Consider the following 16,029-nt stretch of genomic DNA (forward strand, 5'->3'; position numbering starts at 1 on the left):
GAGCGGTCGGCTGGATCAGCGGCGGCGGCGGCGCTGCTGGGCCTTGCGCTTGTACTTCTCGGTGGGGGTTTCGTGGTGACGCAGGCGCTTGAGGTCGGCAAAGATCCCTGCCTTGGACACCTGACGCTTGAACCGGCGCAGCGCCGATTCGATGCCTTCATTTTCGCCGACGGTGACCTGGGTCATGAACCACGCAGTGGGGCTGGAGATTGCTCAATGTAGCAACTGCCTCCGCCCAGGCTTCACCGAGTGCGCGGTGCTGAGGTTGGCGCCGGCGGAACCACCGGGGGCGGCGACAGGGGAACAGCGGTGCGCGTGGCACCGGTAGCGGGCGCTGAGCCGGTCGGTGCTGCAGCACCCGCTGGCGATGAGGGCCGCGGGACGGTGGTGCGGGGCGCTGTGGTGCTGGGCCCGGTGGTGGCAGGGGCCGTGGTACCGGGTGCCGTTGCACCGGGAACCGCCGTGCGTGGAGCGGTGGTGCTGGGGGTAGTGCTTCGAGGAGCGCTGCTGCCGGGGACCGCAGGCGCGGAAGTGGGGCGGGCGGCTGGGGTCGTGGGCTGTGGTGTTGTGGCCCCTGGTGTTCCACGGCCCGCAGGGGCGGGAGCGGTGCTGCCAGGAGCTGTGCCCCCTGGTGCACCCGATCCGGCCGGGGCGGCCGTTGTTTCGCCCGGCCAGTTATCGCGATAGATGTAGACGTGGCCGAGGGCGCGGGTGCCGAAGTGACGACGCATTAGCCTCCACCCCGGCTCGGGGGTGAACTGCAGGAAGCCGGCGGCGTGGCCGTTGGTGCGGGCCAGGATCATCTCGGGGCCGGTTTTGCCGCGGTGCGGCGTGGCCAGCAGGATGTTGTCGTTGCCGCTGCGCACCACGCTGATCCGGTACACGGTGGCCAGATCGTTGTCGCCCACCCGCAGCGAATAGCCGTTGGCATCGATGTAGCGCGTGCAGATGCCGGTGAAGTCGAAGGTGCCCAGCAGCGGGTCTACGCGGGCCGGGTTGGCGCCGGACACGGCGAAACAGGGGCGGCGATTGGTGATCTGCTCGTAGATGTTGAGCTGGGCGCGGGTGCCGTCACCGATCGGCGCAGCCACCAGTACGAAGCGCTCCTGCGCCACATCGCGAGCGCCGAACAGTGCCCCTTGCGCGTAAAGGGGAGCAAGGGCCCCGCCCATCGCCACGACGCCGAGCGCGGACAGGAACGGCAGGGCGCGGATCGGCCGGAGATGTCGCATCGGAGGTGCCCAGCGGCAGGAGGTGCCGATGGTAGAAGTGAGGCTTGAGGGTGCCAGCCCCCCTTAGGCCGGCTTGTTGAGACGAATTGCGACCAGCAGGCTGAGGACCGTGCCAGGCAGGCAGGCCGCCAGGATCAGCCGGGTGGTGGTGACCCCGAGATCGGGGTCGCCATAGGAGAGCTCAAACACTGAGCCTGTGGCGGCGATGCCCAGCAGACAGGCGAGCGCCAGGAACACCCCGGCAAACGGTTTCATCGGCATTGGGCGTCAGCGCAGGGAGTGGACGGCGGCGCGCTCGAACCCGTGCTCCTTGAGCCCATCGTTGAGGCTCAGTTCATCGGTGACGCGGTCGACGAACAGCACTCCATGGAGATGGTCCATCTCATGGAGCAGGCAGCGGGCCAGCAGGCCATCGGCCTTGATCCGCCGGGGCCTGCCGTGCTCGTCACGGAAGCTCACCTCGGCGGTGGTGGGACGAACCACCTGCAGATACACGCCGGGAATGCTCAGGCAACCTTCTTCATAGGTGGTGAGCGAGCCGCTGGTGGCGCCAATCTCGGGGTTGATGAACACCTGGGGCGGGGTGGCCGGGTTCTCGGGATCGAGATCGATCACCACGAGCTGCTTGTGGACACCCACCTGGGGCGCGGCCACACCGATGCCATGGGCGGCATACATGCTGCGGAGCATGTCGCGGGCGAGATCCCGCACCGCTTCATCCACCTTGCTGATGCGTTTGGCCGGTTGGCGCAGCGCGGCATCGCCGAGGGTGTGAATGGTCAGCGGGGGGTGATCCAGCACCTCCTTGGAGACGTGAACCCCACGGCTGGTGAGCTCCGCCTGGCGGGCCATTTTGGCGAAGCTGCTGGCCAAGGCATCACCTGAAACGATGGGTGAATTCTAGAAGGTGCGTGTGGGGGGGAACTGGAGCCCGGCCGAGCCCGCAGCGTTGCCGGCCCGGGTGGCGGTGGAGGCGGCACCCACGGTGAAGGAGCCGCTGCTGCACGGACAGGAGCTGTTCTGGCTGGAGCAACGGCCCCTGGAGCAGGGCCGCGTCACCCTGCTGTGGCGCCAGCGGCCCGGTGGCCCCAGCCAGGAGCTCACCCCCGCCCCCTGGAACCTGCGCAGCCGGGTGCACACCTATGGCGGCGGTGTGGTGGCGGTGGGAAGCGTGGCCGGCGGCACCACCGTGGTGTTCGTCAACGACGGCGACCGCTGCCTGTGGGCGCTGGAGTTGCCGGCGGTGCACCCTGTGTTGCAGGAGGGGAGCCTGCTCCTGCCAGAGAAGGTGGAGTCTTCGCCAGCGGCATCGCCATCGCCGCCGCTGCTGCCGGAGCCGAGGCGGCTCACTGCACCAGCGGCCCGGGCTTTCGCCGACGGCCTGATCGACGGCCCGCGCCAGCGCTGGATCGGCGTCATGGAGTGTGATGGCGTCGATCAGCTGGTGGCCGTGCCGCTGGCGGGCGGAGAGCCCGTGCTCCTGCACCAGCCCACCGACTTCTGCGGCAGCGCCGTGCTCAGCCCCCATGGCAGCCATCTGGCCTGGGTGGAATGGCAGCAGCCGTTCATGCCCTGGGACCGCAGCCAGCTGTGGCTGGGCCGCTTTGACCCCAGCGGGGTGTTGCACGACTGCCGGCCGCTGGCCGGGGGTGCCGCCACCGGGCCCACCGCCGCCGATGTGTCGGTGGTGCAACCGCTCTGGCTGCCGACTGGCGACCTGGTGGTGGCCACGGACCGCAGCGGCTGGTGGAACCTGGAGCGCCTGCCGGCGGCAGAGCGCCTGGCGGCGGTGGAGCCCTCGGTGGCGGCCGGGCCGCTGCCCCTAACTGTGGCCGCCCTACCCCCCACCACTGCCTTGCACTGGCAGCCGCTGTTGCCGATGGAGGCGGAATTCGGTCTCCCGGCCTGGGTGTACGGGCGGCGCACCACGGGCTGGGATGGCCAGCAACTGGTGGCGGCGGTCTGCCGGGCCGGCCGCTGGGAGCTCGGCACCATCGCCCTGCCGGAGCCAGGCGCCGCCGAGGGGCGCTGGCAGCCGCTCGCCCAGCCTTTCGACGCACTCGATGGCCTCAGTGCCGGCGGCGGCCGGGTGGTGGTCGTGGCCGCCGATGCCGTCACCCCACAGGGCCTGCTGGAGATCGATCTTCACCACGGCAGCTGGAGCCACACCCCAGCGGGCGGCGGCGAAGCAGCAGCGGCCCCAGCGGGAACGCCCCCCCTGGCGGCGGAAGCGATCAGCACCCCGCAGGCGCTCTGGTTCAAGGGGCACGGCGGCCTGCCCACCCACGCCTGGTACTACCCGCCGATCGGCGGCGCCCAGCCGCTGGCCCCCTTGCTTGTGAAGAGTCACAGCGGGCCCACCGCCATGGCCGGCACGGGGCTGAATCTGGCGGTTCAGTTCTGGACCAGCCGCGGCTGGGGCGTGGTGGACGTGAACTACGGCGGGTCCACGGGCTTCGGCAGGGCCTACCGCGATCGTCTCGCCGGCCAATGGGGTGTGGTGGACGTGAGCGACTGCGCCGCGGCGGCCACCGCGCTGGTGGCGGCGGGTGCGGCGAGCCCAGAGCGTCTCGCGATCGAGGGCGGCAGCGCCGGCGGATTCACCACCCTGGCGGCGCTCTGCTTCACCGATGTGTTCCGCGCCGGGGCCTGCCGCTACGGCGTGGCCGATCTGGCGGCGCTGGTGCGCAGCACCCATCGCTTCGAGGCCGGTTATCTCGAGGACCTGGTGGGCCCGTGGCCGGCGGCGCAGGCGCTCTATGCGCAGCGCTCGCCGCTGCACCATGCCGGCCAGATGCGCTGCCCGGTGATCTTTTTCCAGGGCCTCGACGACGAGGTGGTGCCACCCGAGCAGACCGACGCCATGGCTGCGGCCCTCGCGGCCAACGGCCTGCCAGTGGAGGTGCGTCGGTTCGCCGGTGAAGGCCATGGCTTTCGCCGCCCGGAGGTGCGCATCGAGGTGCTGGAGGCCACCGAGGCCTTCTTCCGCCGGCAGTTCGGCCTGTGAGGCTTCCGGACGCTGTGGAATCGCTGCTGCGGGGCTGGCACTGGCCGCTGCTGGCGCTGGTGGTGCTGGTGGTGCTGCTGCTGCTGGGGCGCCTGATCGGCAACCGGCTCGGTATGAAGCGCTGGGGCCTGCCGGAGGCGTTGCTGGCCGGCGGCCTCGGGCTGCTGGTGGCCCCGGCAGGGCTGCTGCCACTGGTACCACAACCGGTGATCGACCTCTGGAACCAGTTGCCGTTGCCACTCCTCACGCTGGTGTTCGCCAGCCTGCTGCTGGGCAAGCCGTTGCCAAAGCTGGGCGGGCTGTGGCGACCGCTTTCCGGGCAGGTGCTGATGGCCCTCACGCTCGCCTTCGGCCAGTTCCTGGTGGGCGGGCTGGCGGTGCTGCTCGTGCTGCAGCCCCTGCTGGGCACGAGTCCTGTGATGGCCCTGCTGATCGAGGTCGCCTACGAGGGCGGGCATGGCTCGGCGGCGGCGATGGGCCCCACCTACGAACGCCTGGGACTGGAGGGCGGTCAGGCCCTGGGGCTGGCAATGGCCACCGTGGGGCTGCTGGCCTCCACCGTGGTGGGCGGGCTGGTGGTGGTGCTGGCGCGGGCACGGGGCTGGCTCAGCTTCGGCGCGGCGATTCCGCTGCAGGAGGCCGTGGAGATTGTGCTAGAGGAGACCCCACCGCTGGAGGCAATCCCTGCCGACCAACCCCTTGAGGAAGGAACACTGGAACTGCCGGCCTGGTGGCGGCAAGGGGCCGACTGGGCGGTGAACATGGCCCTGGCGGGCATCGCTGTGGCGATTGGGTGCTGTCTGCTAGCTGCGCTGCGCTGGGGTGCCGATCGCAGCGGTGGGGTGTTCGCCATGGTGATCGACGCCCTGCCGGTGTTCCCGCTGGCGCTGGTGGGGTCGCTGCTGGTGCGGCTGGCCCTGGAGAAAAGCGGCCAGGAGCGCTGGGTGTCCACACCGATCCAGAGCCAGACCGGCACGCTGGCGGCGGACCTGCTGATCACGGCAGCCACGGCCTGCCTCGACCTGCGGCTGCTGGCCGCCGACTGGCTGCCACTGACGGTGCTGGCGCTGGCGGGCCTGTTCTGGAACCTGGCGGTGGTGCTGCTGCTGGCTCCGCGGATCCTGCCGGCCGACTGGTTCGAGCGGGCGATTCTGGAATTCGGCCAGGCCACCGGCGTGGCCGCCAGCGGCCTGTTGCTGCTGCGCATGGCCGACCCGGACGATCGCAGCGAAGCAGTGACGGCCTTTTCGATCAAGCAATTGCTGCTGCAGCCCCTGCTGGCCGGTGGCGTGATCACCGTGGTGGCCCCGCTGGTGGTGGTGGGCTGGGGACTGCCGGCCTGGACCTCCCTCTGCCTGGTGCTTGTGCTGCTCTGGATCGCTCTGGGGCTCGTTCTGGCACAGCAGGCGAATACTGACTGACACGCGCGGCTTTGAGAGTGGCAATCAAGGCACCTGCCAAGAAAAATCCAGGCAATCAAGTCTGCAAGCAATACTTGTAACCCAACAATGCTCGCGGCGGCCCTTCACGCTGCAGGCCAAGAGTTGACTGTAGTGATGTCAGCTTCTTCGAACGAATGCTCCTTTTTTCTTGCCTTTATCAGCACTGATGGACACACCATTTGACCGAGAATGACCTGCCGAGAAACCTGGGACGCACCAAACACAGATTGATCAAGGCGGCCAACACGCTCAACTGGCAGCTGGTTTTGAGCAACCCCACGTAGATCCTCCCAAAGCCGAACGACTACTTGATTGCGCGAAAAGGATGTTCACCCTTTAGCGGGAAGTGGGACGGCTATAGGCAGGCGCCTACGACTTGGCGCAGCCAACCCGGATCATCCAATGGTCCATCCACAGCAATGGCAGGTCGCGCCACCTGCTTCGTCGCAGGAGAGTTCGGAAGGGGATGAACATGCCCTCAAATCAGGACGATTTTCAATGCCTTGCTTACCATCGCAGGCATCGGCAGCATCTTGCTTACCTTGGCGCAACTCAGGCGCTGGCATGAGGTCATGAACATGAGCGACTGTGGTCTCCACCTCAATCCCGGGCGACTGGTCGCCCGATCAGTTGCTTAATGCATCCCCGCGGTCAACAAAATTGCTGGCGGAAACCAGCAATAAAGAGTGAAGTCATTGAGATAACGCGTTGACACATAGTAGTTGACTGGTCGTCAGGGGAGCAATACTACGACGCCCAATACAACGAAAATGGCATCCGGGCGTCTCCTTTTGGGTTTCCGTGAGCAATTCTGCGTGTGCGCCCCGCTTGCAAGAACGGGCGCACACCTCAGTCGTCCAGGCCTAGTCGGGCCCAGATCACCCCGAGCTGGGCGCGGTGCAGATCGGTGGAGAAGCACATGTCCAGTTCGGCAGTGCTCAACACGCCTGTCACCTCGGGGTCGGCCAGCAGGTTGGCGCGAAAATTCCCGCCCTCGGTGTTCCAGGCGCTGTGGGCATGGCGCTGCACCAGCTGATAGGCCTGCTCACGGCTGAGCCCATGCTCCACCAGTGCCAGCAGCACCCGTTGGCTGAACACAACGCCTCCGTAGATGTGAAGATTGCGGGTCATGTTGTCGGGATAGACACCCAGCCCTTGGACCACCTCCGTCATTTCACGCAACATGAAATGCAAGGTGCAGGAACAATCCGGCAGCATCATTCGCTCCACGGAGCTATGACTGATGTCACGTTCATGCCAAAGCGCCACGTTTTCCAACGCCGCCACCGTGTAGCTCCTCAGCACGCGGGCCAGCCCGCTGATGCGTTCGCTGCGGATCGGGTTGCGCTTATGGGGCATCGCTGAACTGCCTTTCTGCCCTTTGGCGAAGTTCTCTTCCACCTCAAGCACATCAGTGCGCTGCAGATTCCTGATCTCGGTGCTGAAGCGCTCCAGGGAGGCCCCCACCAGTGCCAGGGTCTGCACATACTCCGCATGGCGATCCCGGCTGATCACCTGCGTGCTGGCCGTATCCGGCTCCAGCCCCAGGCTGGCGCAGGCCAGAGCCTCCACCTGGGGATCAGTGTTGGCATAGGTGCCCATCGCCCCGCTCACCTGGCCCACGGACACCGTGGTCTCGAGCTGCTGCAGGCGCTGGCGGTTGCGCAGGCTTTCGGCCAGCCAACCCGCCACCTTGAAGCCGAAGGTGATCGGTTCGCCGTGGATGGCATGGGAGCGCCCGATCATCACGGTGTCCTTATGGGCGCACGCCAGCTGCCGCAGCGCTTCCACCAAGGCCTCCATCTCTTGCAGCAGCACGCGTACCGAGCGCTTCATCTGCAGGGCGAGCCCGGTATCAAGCACGTCCGAGCTGGTCATGCCCACATGGATGTAGCGCCCCGCAGGCCCCACGTGCTCATTCACGTTGGTGAGAAAGGCGATCACGTCGTGACGCACCTCTGCCTCGATCTCCAGGATGCGCGGCACCTCAAAGCGGGCCTTGGCACGGATTTCGGCCATGGCCTCAGCGGGCACCCGGCCGAGGGTGCAGTTGGCTTCGCAGGCGGCCAGCTCCACATCCAGCCATCCCTGGAACTTGGCCTCTTCGCTCCACAGAGCGCCCATTTCGGGCAGGGTGTAACGCTCGATCAAGGCTCCACGGCGCAGGCACACCTGGCCAATCTATGGGGCAGTCCTCTGGCCTCCGTGCCGCAGCGTCCGGTGGCGCTTCAACACTCTTGCGGGCGCTGGCCAGCTGGTCCCGGCGTGGTTGGATGGCCTCAGATCCGCCGGGGATCCCAGTCGGATATACCCAGAGCCAAGGCGTCATGGGCAGAAAACAACGCCTTGATCTGCTGCTGGTCGAGCTGGGTCTGGTGACCAGCCGCCATCAGGCCCAGCAGCTGATCCGCGCCGGCCGGGTGCGGCTGCAGGGCCACGTGCTCGACAAGCCGGGGCAGGAAGTCGACAAGGAGCTGGTGCCTGAGCTCGAAGCCCCGCCCCGTTTTGTGTCCCGCGGCGGCGAGAAGCTGGCCGCGGCGCTCCAGGCTTTCCCGCTGGCATTGCGTGGCCGCATCTGCCTCGATGCAGGCATCTCCACAGGTGGTTTCACCGATTGCTTGCTGCAGAACGGTGCCGCCAGGGTCTACGGCATCGATGTGGGCTACGGACAGACCGCCTGGTCGCTGCGCAGCGATGAACGCGTGGTGCTGCGGGAGCGCACAAACCTGAGGCACCTCGATCCCGCCGACCTCTATCGACCGGAGGATCCCTGGCCCGACCTTGGTGTGGCGGATCTTTCCTTTATTGCGTTGGCGCGGGTGCTGCCTGCACTGCGCGGCTTGCTGCGCAGCGATGCGGCTGAAGCGGTGGTGCTGGTGAAACCCCAGTTCGAAGTGGGGCGCGAGCGGGTCGGCAAAGGTGGGGTGGTGCGCGATCCCCGCGCCCACGTGGATGCAATTTCAGCGGTGATTGCGGCGGCGCTGCCCTGCGGCTGGAGCGCAGCGGGTCTGGTGGCCTCGCCGCTCACGGGGCCCGCCGGCAATCACGAATACCTGCTCTGGCTTCGCCCCCAATCCTTCGCGAGCAGCAGCGCTGCAGGGGACGAACCCCTCAGGAACACTGGGCTGATGGGAACTGCCGAGTGCTCACAAACGGGCGTGCTCTCAGAAGAGTGTGGTCACCCACAGCACCTAGAGCGCTCAGAACACGGAGAGCCAAGGATCAAGGCTGGGAATGCAGTGCCCGCTGAGCGTGCAAGGGCCGCCGAGATTGCAGAGCTCGCTGAGAGTGCAAAGCTGGCTGCGGGTGTAAATTCGGCTGCGATTGGAAGGGAGGCTCAGCTTGTTTCCACGGCAGAGTCTCCAAACGCTGCTGAAGCGCCGCATGGCGGTGAACAGTCATCCGTTGATGAGCAATCACCCGACGCTGAGCGGACATCAGACGCCTGGCCTACGCGCCATGGTGAGAGTTCTGAGATCAATGCTCCCTCAGATGATGCGATTGGCCAGCAGAGGGAACTCGCAGCGGCAGGTGGAACACTTGAGGCTGCCGCTATTGAAAGGATCGTGAAATGGACACTGCACTGAACTCAGTGCTTGCCCTTCATCGGCGCTGACCTGAAGGTGAGCTTCAGGTCAGCTGAATCCAACAGCTGAAGCGATGCTTCAGATTGCCGTGCTGTCGCGATCGCCGGTGCGAATCCGGATCACGGTGCCAATGGTGCTAATGAAGATCTTGCCATCGCCAATCTCTCCGGTGCGTGCGGCGTCCTGAATGGCGGTCACCACTGTGTCCACATTTTCGTCTTCAACCACCACTTCCAGCTTCAGCTTCTGGAGGAACTCCACTGTGAACTCGGAGCCGCGGTAGCGCTCCACCTGGCCCTTCTGACGGCCAAAACCCCTGACCTCACTCACGGTCATGCCAACGATGCCCGCATTCACCAACGCAACTTTGACATCCTCGAGCTTGAAGGGACGGATGATGGCCTCAACTTTTTTCATGAATTCTCCTGAGATTTCAGAACGAAAAGGTTAGTTTGAAGATTGGATCGAGACAGGCAGGATAGGGGTGCGACAGACAAGCAACCCAGCGGCCCTGGCATCCTCGCAGAGCAGATCCGCAGAGGATCCGTCCACTTGGATTTGACCAGCGGCCAACAGCGACCAGTGCTCGATTTCGAAGTGGGTTTGCAACCACAACATACCGATGGCCGATTGAGGGCCCAGCCTGAAGCCCCCATCGCTGGTGGACGTAAGAGCGAGATCCATGAAAAGACCCTGCAACTCAGGCCATTAGGCCCGAGCCTGCAGGGCTCCGGTGTAGCAGTTGCTACGGGGAGATCCCCGTGTCAGCGTTCAGCCGGCGTTCACCTGGCGGGCGGCTTCGGCGCGCCTGTGGTGATAGGCATGGCCGCGGTAGTGAAGCTCAAGTGCTTCGTCGGGCTGGGTGGGCTCGTGACGCAGGGCCTCGCGGTAGTGAACGCCTCTATAGACGTGCTCAACGGGCTGGGCCGGGAGTTCAGCGTGTTGGGTACCGTCGTAGGCGACGCCGCGGTAGACGAGTTGGGTCTTGGTCATGATGGATGGCCTCGAAGAGGGTGGGGATCACCAGCCCGCTGGCTGGTGCCGCTTCGTGGGAAGGAGCGTTGCTTCGCCTCGCGGTGGGGCTACTTCCGACAGGGGTGGAGAGCGGATCGCCCCTCACCTGGTCAACGGTTTGTCCTTCGATGCCTTTCTAGCAAGTTCGCACTGTTCGCGACGAACATTTTCCTTTCATCTTCGTAAATCGTTGTGAACGGCCTGTCTTTGTAGCATTCCCCCACAACCCGCTCACCCGTGCCTGCTGGCCCTGTGCTCCACTACCGGTGGGCCCGAGCTGCCTACAGCAAAGCCGGGACAGGCCTTTCCCCAGCCCTGCTGCCGTGACCCTGCCCACCCCACCGGCCACCACCACTCCGCATTACGGCGAGCGGGTGATCGCCGAGTCCCAGTTGATCGGTTTTGACAATCCCCGGCCGGGTCGCGCCTACGAAGTGGCGATCGAGCTGCCCGAGTTCACCTGCAAGTGCCCCTTTTCCGGGTACCCCGACTTCGCTGTGCTGCGCCTGCTGTACCAGCCGGGCGCCAAGGTGCTGGAGCTCAAGGCGCTCAAGCTCTACGTCAACAGCTGGCGTGACCGCAGCATTTCCCATGAGGAAGTGGCCAACCGAATCCTTGACGACCTCGTGGCTGCCAGCGATCCGCTCTGGATGCAGCTGGAAGCCGATTTCAATCCCCGAGGCAATGTCCACACTGTGATCCGGGTCAGCCACGGCGTTCGGCTGCCCTGCTGACCCGACGGCTGGAAGCGCTGCTCTCTCCGGAGCCGGCCCTGAGGGCCAGCTCCTGGGCGTACCCCGGCCCTGAGTTTCAGACCGTTTGCGGTTGCCCCTGCTCCTTGGCTTCGCCGGTGGAAGGGCGCAGCTGACGAATCTCCAGGAGCAAGGCCGGCAGCTCCCCGGCCAGCGCCGTGAGATTGCGGTTGCAGAGGCCACCCACGTGCAGCTGATCGTGTGCCGGGTCGGAGATGCCCCAGAGCTGGCGTGTGGCGATCAGGCTCAGCGCGCCGCCGGCGAGGGCAATCGCAAAACCGCCGTAGACCAGTGGCACACCTGGATCTTTCTTGAGCAAAAGGCCGCTTGCAGGCATTACCTCGGCCACGCGCAGGGATAACCCGTTGATGTCGATCGGAGCGCCGCCGGGGCTCAGCCGGCCGATGGGTTGAGCGTTAGCTGCGTAAACCTCCACGGGGCCCTGCTCGCTGCTGAGGGTGAGCAGGACCGGTTCGCTGCCATCCGGGCGGGTCGGGACGGCCAGGCCCCAGACCTGCTCGCCCAGTTCGGGCAGTGCGCGCAGCGGAAATTGCAGCAGGGGGCTGCGACCCAGCTGAATCGTGATCGCCGCCAGTGACCAGTCGGCCTGATAGACGGTCATGCCCCGAAAGCGCAGCGGGTGGTTGACGCTGATCTCGGTTTCTTCCACAGGCGCCCCGGTGGAATCCAGCAGCTTGAGCTGGGAGCGGAACTGCTCCGGGCGGCCGACCGAATCACGATCAATCTCGAAATGCTCGAGCGCCACGGTCAGCTGGTTATCCCCTCTGGAGTTGAGCAGCTCGAGCTCGCGGCCAGGCGCCAGATAGCGCTCCAGCCGCTGGCCCGCCAGTGCGCCCCAGGCCGAACCCACCATCAGCACCACCAAGCCGGCGTGCACCAGAAGTGGCCCCACCCGGCCCAGCACCCCTTTGCGGGCGGCCAGGCGACCGTTGGCCGCCTGCAACTGCCAGCCCTTGGTGTGCAACAGGTGTTGCAGGTTCTGCAGGTCGGTGTCCGGGTCTGCGCTGGGAATGGTTTCCGCCAGGCTGAGCTTGCTGAGCTGCCGCGGGGAGTGATAGTCGACCCAGCGCAGCGCTGCCTGCAGGGCGGGCCATTGTCTCCGCCAACTGCACAGCACAAGCGAGAGGCCCAGCAAGGCCAGGAGAGCGAGGAACCAGCTGCTGGCGTAGACGTGGTCGAGCTGCAGCTTCAGGATCCAGTCGCCGGTGACCACGCCCAACCAGGGCTTGCGGTCGTAGAGCTGGTGATAGGCCTCACTGGCCTCACGCTGGGGAATCAGCGTGCCGATGGCGCTGGTGGCGGCGATCACCAGCAGCAGCCCGATGGCGAGGCGAAGGTCGGAGAGCCACGCGAGCAGTCGCCGCCAGGTCGGTGTGCGGATTTGAACGGGAGAAGGAGTCACGAGAGCTGCGCCAACAATGCCAGTCCGCCGCTGGTGATCAACACCACGCCGCTGATCGGAGGCACCCAACGGCTGAGCGCGCGCAGCGCAAGCAAGCGCTGCATTGAGGCGGCGGCACTACCGGCCAGCACCAACGGGAGCACCTGGCCGGCACCAAAACAGGTGAGCAGCACCATCCCCACCAACGGACGGCCCTGCTGGGCCATCCAGCCCAGCAACACCGCCAACACAGGGGTGGTGCAGGGGCTGGCCGCCAGACCAAAGGCCGCACCGGCCGCCACCGGGCCAAGCGGCGCCGGGACGCGCCCGCGCCAACGTTCCGGGTCAGGACCAGCCGGCAGGGGAAGGCGCAACAGGCCCAGCAGGTTGAGCCCCATCACCACCGCGAGCACAGCCACCACGGTGGGGATAAAGCCTGGCACCTGCCCATAGAGACGCCCCAGAACGGCACTGGCGAGACCCAGCATCACGAGGGAGAGCACGATCCCCCCGGCAAAGCAGGCACTCAGCAGCCATGGCTTGGAAGTTTTGCTTGAAAACCCCGCCATGTAGGCGACCGTGACCGGCAGCAACGAAAGGGAGCAGGGCCCCAGGCTTGTGAGCAAACCAGCGGCGAAGATCAGAACCAGGGTGGAAGGGCCTGGTGCGTTGAGCGAACCGATGATCAGATCCTCCGCCCAGCGGGCCAGATCTGCGACTTGGAACCCCACCGCATCCATCCGCTTGCTGGCAAGGCCAGGGGGTTGGCCTGGCACTGATAAGGATGGTCAGCCTATCGGGGCATGGTGGGCCAGGTCGCCAGCCGACCGGTCAGTGCCCTGGCGTCGCCGCCGGCCAGTGGGTTGGTCCAAGCCGGCTGATTCCAGGGAACAGCGGATCAACAATCCGGCTGTCAACAAGCTGGCCAGCAGTGAGTTGCCGCCGTAGCTGATCATTGGCAACGGCAGGCCGGTGGTGGGCATCGAGCCACTGGCCACGGCGATGTTGAGGATAGATTGACCGACCAGCAAGGTGGTGGCACCAATCGCCACGAGGCGCTGCTGGTTGCTGCGGCAGCCCAGGGCCACCCTCAGCCCCACGAAGCCGAACAGCAACAGGAACAGCAGCATCACCACCGACCCCACGTAGCCGAATTCCTCAGCAAAGACGGCGAAGATGAAATCGGTGGACTGGATCGGAAGGTATTGGAGCTTCTGGGTGGAGAGACCGAATCCTTCGCCGAGGACACCGCCAGAGCCGATGGCCAGCAGGCTCTGCACGAGTTGATAGCCATCACCTTGAGCGTCGCGCCAGGGATCCAGGAACGACACCACGCGGACTCGCTGGTACTCGTTGATCAGGATGCTCGCTACACCCGTGATGCCGCCGGCTGCTGCGGTGCCCAGCAATCCCAGCAACGGGAGCCCCGCCGCCAGGGCCATCAGCCAGAGCAACAACCCAGTGAGTGCCGCGGTGCTGAGGTTTGGCTGCCGAAGGATCAGGAACAGAATCACGCTGAAAATGCCCAGCCAGAACATCTTCTGGTCGTTGCCGATGCGGCTCCAGTGAGCGAAGAGTGAGGCCCCCTGCAGCACGATGAACGGTTTGATCAGTTCAGATGGCTGGAGCTGAACGGGACCCAACACCAACCATCGACTGGCCCCATTGACGGTGCTGCCCGCCACCAGCGTGGCGAAAATCAACACACCACCGATCAGTACGGCCGGGGCAGCCAGCCTCAACCAGCGTCTCAGCTGGGTGCGAATCGACAACCAGAGCAGAACCCAGCTCGCCAGCATCCACAGTGCCTGGCGTTTGAGGTAGAAGGCCGGGTCGCCCATCTCACGCTCCGCCACCCACCAACTGGCAGACGACAGGATCACCAGGCCCGCCAGGCTCCAGATCGCCACCATGCCAAGCAGCAGACGGGCTTCGGCAGGCCACTGTTCCCAGGTGAAACCAGCGGTTCGCTGGGTCCCCGCCTTGGATCCCGCCGCATTGGCGCCAGACCTAGCGCGAGGTGTCAGAGAACCTGGCACGGGTGGAAAGGGAAAACCATTCCCCATTCAGCCGTGTCGCTGCGACTTTTTCAGTGCAGCAGGGACAAAAAAAAGCCCGGCTGGGCCGGGACGTGACGGTAATGATCAGTGAAGACCACTACAGATGAAGCAACACTAAGGCTTAGTTGCCGACGTTGACCTGACGACGGCCGGTAGCCAGTTCAACTTTGAGGATCTTGCCTCCCTGCTTCATGATTCGCTGTTGTTCAGCAAACCAGCTTTCATACGGCACCCACTTGGTGAAGAAAGTGTTTTGCAACTCCCTCTGACTCCGCACCTTTTCTGGGCATGGAATGCAGGCCGTGATTTTGAACAGACGCATGAAGAAGCCCTCGCTGAGTTCCTTGGGAGGTGATCAGTTGCCCAGGCCGGAACTGATGTAGTCGAGGTAGGTGCCGAGCTCGCGACCGGCATCAGCGCCGACCAGAGAAGCTGCCGTTTCCTTCATCGCCTGGATCGACTGCACCGTGGCACCGATGGGCACACCCAGAGAGTTGTAAGTCTCCTTCAGGCCGTTGAGGACACGCTCATCAAGGATGGAGGTGTCACCAGCCAGCATGGCGTAGGTGGCGTAACGGAGGTAGTAGTCGAGATCGCGGATGCAAGCGGCGTACCTCCGAGTGGTGTACATGTTGCCGCCCGGACGGGTGATGTCCGAATACAGCAGCGTCTTGGCCACAGCTTCTTTGATGATCGCTGAGGCGTTGGCGCTGATGGTGGCAGCAGCCCTCACACGCAGTTCGCCACTGGCGAAATACTGCTCAAGGCGTCCGATGGAGGAATCGTCCAGGTAAAGGCCCTGAACGTCGGACTGATTGATGACGTTGGTGATCGCGTCTTGCATGTGTCCGGGGAAGAGGCGGTGGGCAGGGGGTGTGGCGAACGCTCAGGAAAGGGCGCCGATGACGTAGTCGAAGTAGAAGCCAGCTTCTTCGGCATCGGCTCCCGTGAGAATTCCGAGAGAGGCGTTCTTGAGCTCCCGCACGGCTTCGGCCATGGCCTCAAGCGGTGTGCCCAGTGCCTTGTACATCTCGCGGGCACCGATGATGCCGATCTCTTCGATGGGCGTCACGTCTCCCGCGACCATTCCGTAGGTCACGAGACGGAGGTAGTAGTCGATGTCCCGAAGACAGGTGGCTGTCATCTCTTCTCCGTAGGCGTTGCCGCCCGGGGAGATGATGTCGGGACGCTTTTGAAAGAGGGCGCCGCCGGCCTGCTTCACAATGCGCTCGCGGCTCTCGCTCAAGACCTGAGCCACCCGCAGACGGCGCTGCCCGCCGGCTACGAAAGACTTGATCTGGTCGAGTTCGCCAGGGCTGAGATAGCGGGCTTCGGCGTCCGCGTTGATGATCGAGTTGGAGACGATGCTCATGCAGTTCTGCCTCGAAACAAGCGGTCGCCGTTATGGAGACCGATATCCGGTGGGTAAGGGATGCCCCCCTGACCTGCGACGTCCGATGGCTTTGAGGGCCAGAGCGAATGGTGTTGCAAGCGTGGGCTGACGATCGTGCTTGCCGATCGCCGAATCATTCT

At 65.3% G+C, this 16,029-nt stretch carries 16 protein-coding genes and 1 pseudogene; 4 read left to right on the top strand and 13 right to left on the bottom strand.

Going from position 1 to position 16,029, the window contains the following annotated elements; all coding sequences use genetic code 11:
* Positions 1 to 15 precede the first annotated feature (15 nt).
* The 4 genes from rpsU to def form a co-directional block, all read right to left on the bottom strand.
* On the bottom strand, positions 16 to 186 hold the full coding sequence (gene rpsU / locus KQ303_RS07195; RefSeq protein WP_006172073.1) for a 30S ribosomal protein S21: 171 nt from the start codon (positions 184 to 186) through the stop codon (positions 16 to 18).
* 56 nt (positions 187 to 242) lie between these two features.
* On the bottom strand, positions 243 to 1,232 hold the full coding sequence (locus KQ303_RS07200) for a DUF3747 domain-containing protein (RefSeq protein ID WP_259729776.1): 990 nt from the start codon (positions 1,230 to 1,232) through the stop codon (positions 243 to 245).
* Positions 1,233 to 1,295: 63 nt separating this feature from the next.
* Positions 1,296 to 1,493: a hypothetical protein gene (locus KQ303_RS07205; protein WP_259729777.1), complete on the bottom strand. Its 198-nt coding sequence runs from the start codon at positions 1,491 to 1,493 to the stop codon at positions 1,296 to 1,298.
* Positions 1,494 to 1,499: 6 nt separating this feature from the next.
* A complete protein-coding gene (gene def, locus KQ303_RS07210) occupies positions 1,500 to 2,105 on the bottom strand; it encodes a peptide deformylase (RefSeq protein ID WP_259729778.1) in 606 nt (201 codons plus the stop codon).
* Positions 2,106 to 2,139: 34 nt separating this feature from the next.
* Between def and KQ303_RS07215 the strand changes: the two genes are divergently transcribed.
* Positions 2,140 to 4,239, top strand: a complete 2,100-nt coding sequence (locus KQ303_RS07215) for a prolyl oligopeptidase family serine peptidase (RefSeq protein WP_259729779.1) — start codon at positions 2,140 to 2,142, stop codon at positions 4,237 to 4,239.
* Positions 4,236 to 5,660 (top strand): sodium/glutamate symporter, encoded by a 1,425-nt coding sequence (locus KQ303_RS07220; protein ID WP_259729780.1) that lies wholly within the window; start codon positions 4,236 to 4,238, stop codon positions 5,658 to 5,660. Before KQ303_RS07215 ends, KQ303_RS07220 begins: the two co-directional genes overlap by 4 nt.
* An 870-nt stretch (positions 5,661 to 6,530) precedes the next feature.
* Here KQ303_RS07220 and purB read toward each other — a convergent pair.
* Positions 6,531 to 7,832: an adenylosuccinate lyase gene (gene purB / locus KQ303_RS07225; protein WP_259729781.1), complete on the bottom strand. Its 1,302-nt coding sequence runs from the start codon at positions 7,830 to 7,832 to the stop codon at positions 6,531 to 6,533.
* A gap of 176 nt (positions 7,833 to 8,008) precedes the next feature.
* Between purB and KQ303_RS07230 the strand changes: the two are divergent.
* Positions 8,009 to 8,764, top strand: a pseudogene (locus KQ303_RS07230) (TlyA family RNA methyltransferase); the annotation flags it as partial.
* A gap of 582 nt (positions 8,765 to 9,346) precedes the next feature.
* On the opposite strand, the gene KQ303_RS07235 reads toward KQ303_RS07230, so the two are convergent.
* Positions 9,347 to 9,685, bottom strand: coding sequence for a P-II family nitrogen regulator (locus KQ303_RS07235; protein ID WP_094512742.1), 339 nt, complete (start codon positions 9,683 to 9,685; stop codon positions 9,347 to 9,349).
* A gap of 354 nt (positions 9,686 to 10,039) precedes the next feature.
* On the bottom strand, positions 10,040 to 10,261 hold the full coding sequence (locus KQ303_RS07240) for a DUF4278 domain-containing protein (RefSeq protein WP_094512741.1): 222 nt from the start codon (positions 10,259 to 10,261) through the stop codon (positions 10,040 to 10,042).
* 350 nt (positions 10,262 to 10,611) lie between these two features.
* Here KQ303_RS07240 and queF point away from each other — a divergent pair, with 350 nt between their 5' ends.
* Positions 10,612 to 11,016 (top strand): preQ(1) synthase, encoded by a 405-nt coding sequence (gene queF, locus KQ303_RS07245; RefSeq protein WP_094512819.1) that lies wholly within the window; start codon positions 10,612 to 10,614, stop codon positions 11,014 to 11,016.
* 76 nt (positions 11,017 to 11,092) lie between these two features.
* On the opposite strand, the gene KQ303_RS07250 is transcribed toward queF, so the two are convergent.
* The 6 genes from KQ303_RS07250 to KQ303_RS07275 all read right to left on the bottom strand — a co-directional run bounded on the left by KQ303_RS07250 (position 11,093) and on the right by KQ303_RS07275 (position 15,868).
* On the bottom strand, positions 11,093 to 12,457 hold the full coding sequence (locus KQ303_RS07250; protein WP_259729782.1) for a cytochrome c biogenesis protein ResB: 1,365 nt from the start codon (positions 12,455 to 12,457) through the stop codon (positions 11,093 to 11,095).
* On the bottom strand, positions 12,454 to 13,176 hold the full coding sequence (locus KQ303_RS07255; protein ID WP_094512739.1) for a cytochrome c biogenesis CcdA family protein: 723 nt from the start codon (positions 13,174 to 13,176) through the stop codon (positions 12,454 to 12,456). The genes KQ303_RS07250 and KQ303_RS07255 overlap by 4 nt, the downstream gene beginning before the upstream one ends.
* A gap of 48 nt (positions 13,177 to 13,224) precedes the next feature.
* Positions 13,225 to 14,502: an FtsW/RodA/SpoVE family cell cycle protein gene (locus tag KQ303_RS07260; RefSeq protein ID WP_259729783.1), complete on the bottom strand. Its 1,278-nt coding sequence runs from the start codon at positions 14,500 to 14,502 to the stop codon at positions 13,225 to 13,227.
* A gap of 115 nt (positions 14,503 to 14,617) precedes the next feature.
* On the bottom strand, positions 14,618 to 14,818 hold the full coding sequence (locus KQ303_RS07265) for a phycobilisome linker polypeptide (RefSeq protein WP_094512737.1): 201 nt from the start codon (positions 14,816 to 14,818) through the stop codon (positions 14,618 to 14,620).
* 33 nt (positions 14,819 to 14,851) lie between these two features.
* Positions 14,852 to 15,340, bottom strand: a complete 489-nt coding sequence (gene apcB / locus KQ303_RS07270) for an allophycocyanin subunit beta (RefSeq protein WP_094512736.1) — start codon at positions 15,338 to 15,340, stop codon at positions 14,852 to 14,854.
* A 42-nt stretch (positions 15,341 to 15,382) separates the two neighbouring features.
* Complete coding sequence (locus KQ303_RS07275; protein WP_094512735.1) at positions 15,383 to 15,868, bottom strand: allophycocyanin; 486 nt, start codon at positions 15,866 to 15,868, stop codon at positions 15,383 to 15,385.
* Positions 15,869 to 16,029 lie beyond the last annotated feature (161 nt).

The organism is Synechococcus sp. CS-1333, from assembly GCF_025128015.1.
Taxonomy (GTDB): Bacteria; Cyanobacteriota; Cyanobacteriia; order PCC-6307; family Cyanobiaceae; genus MW101C3.

What these genes read in the sequence shown, in the direction of transcription:
- rpsU (WP_006172073.1), bottom strand. Translation starts at nt 186, where the DNA reads ATGACCCAGGTCACCGTCGGCGAAAATGAAGGCATCGAATCGGCGCTG.
- KQ303_RS07200 (WP_259729776.1), bottom strand. Translation starts at nt 1,232, where the DNA reads ATGCGACATCTCCGGCCGATCCGCGCCCTGCCGTTCCTGTCCGCGCTC.
- KQ303_RS07205 (WP_259729777.1), bottom strand. Translation starts at nt 1,493, where the DNA reads ATGCCGATGAAACCGTTTGCCGGGGTGTTCCTGGCGCTCGCCTGTCTG.
- KQ303_RS07235 (WP_094512742.1), bottom strand. Translation starts at nt 9,685, where the DNA reads ATGAAAAAAGTTGAGGCCATCATCCGTCCCTTCAAGCTCGAGGATGTC.
- KQ303_RS07240 (WP_094512741.1), bottom strand. Translation starts at nt 10,261, where the DNA reads ATGACCAAGACCCAACTCGTCTACCGCGGCGTCGCCTACGACGGTACC.
- KQ303_RS07255 (WP_094512739.1), bottom strand. Translation starts at nt 13,176, where the DNA reads ATGGATGCGGTGGGGTTCCAAGTCGCAGATCTGGCCCGCTGGGCGGAG.
- KQ303_RS07260 (WP_259729783.1), bottom strand. Translation starts at nt 14,502, where the DNA reads ATGGGGAATGGTTTTCCCTTTCCACCCGTGCCAGGTTCTCTGACACCT.
- KQ303_RS07265 (WP_094512737.1), bottom strand. Translation starts at nt 14,818, where the DNA reads ATGCGTCTGTTCAAAATCACGGCCTGCATTCCATGCCCAGAAAAGGTG.
- apcB (WP_094512736.1), bottom strand. Translation starts at nt 15,340, where the DNA reads ATGCAAGACGCGATCACCAACGTCATCAATCAGTCCGACGTTCAGGGC.
- KQ303_RS07275 (WP_094512735.1), bottom strand. Translation starts at nt 15,868, where the DNA reads ATGAGCATCGTCTCCAACTCGATCATCAACGCGGACGCCGAAGCCCGC.